Source organism: Streptomyces sp. NRRL B-3229 (assembly GCF_000719505.1).
GTDB classification, from domain to species: domain Bacteria; phylum Actinomycetota; class Actinomycetes; order Streptomycetales; family Streptomycetaceae; genus Streptomyces; species Streptomyces griseorubiginosus.
In genome coordinates this window covers 1-652 of sequence record NZ_JOGP01000116.1, presented here as the reverse complement: position 1 = coordinate 652, position 652 = coordinate 1, and the positions used below count along the sequence as shown (strand labels likewise).

Below are 652 nucleotides of genomic sequence, written 5' to 3'. Positions count from 1 at the left end.
CCTCGCCCTCGGCGGCGTCCGCCGACTTCGGCACGAACACCGGCTCCTCCGGCGCGGCGTGCTCACCGGGGGCCCAGAAGGCCGTCTCGCCGGTGTCGTTGTCGCGGTGGATGAGGGAGTTGAGCGGCGGGCCCATCGGGCCGATCTCGCACATCGGGACGTCCGGGTTCATGCCGCCGACCCACGCGTGGCGGTTCTTCTCCATCAGGATCCGCGGGTCGACCCGGGGGAAGTCACCGGGCGAGACGATGAGCCGCTCGCTGCGGTAGGTGTCGGTGACGGCAGCGGGCCGACGGTCGTTTTCGGGAACTGGGAGAACCAGCCGGACCCGGTGGTGAAGTGGTCGGCGACCAGCGTGTCACCGTCCGTCCAGGCGTTCAACGAGTGTGTCTCCATGAGGAGTTCGCTGTGGAACCACTTGATGCCGCTGACGCCTTCATCACGCGGGATGATCGCGACGTAGGTGGCCTCGGTCGGGTCCCAGACGACGAACTGCTCGTCCCGCTTCAGCCGCTGCGCGTCGGCGATCATGGGTGAGATGGTGAAGACGAAATGGTCCCGGGTGACCAGCCAGTCGTGGACCATCGAGGAGTAGGGCACCTCGAAGGTCTGGGAGCGGGTGACCTTGCCGTCGGATGCGATCTCGTGGATG

1 pseudogene is annotated in these 652 nt (G+C 67.3%); it reads right to left on the bottom strand.

The window, feature by feature from the left end:
* Positions 1-585 (bottom strand): annotated as a pseudogene (locus tag IF54_RS40240) (carotenoid oxygenase family protein); the annotation flags it as partial.
* Positions 586-652: the final 67 nt, after the last annotated feature.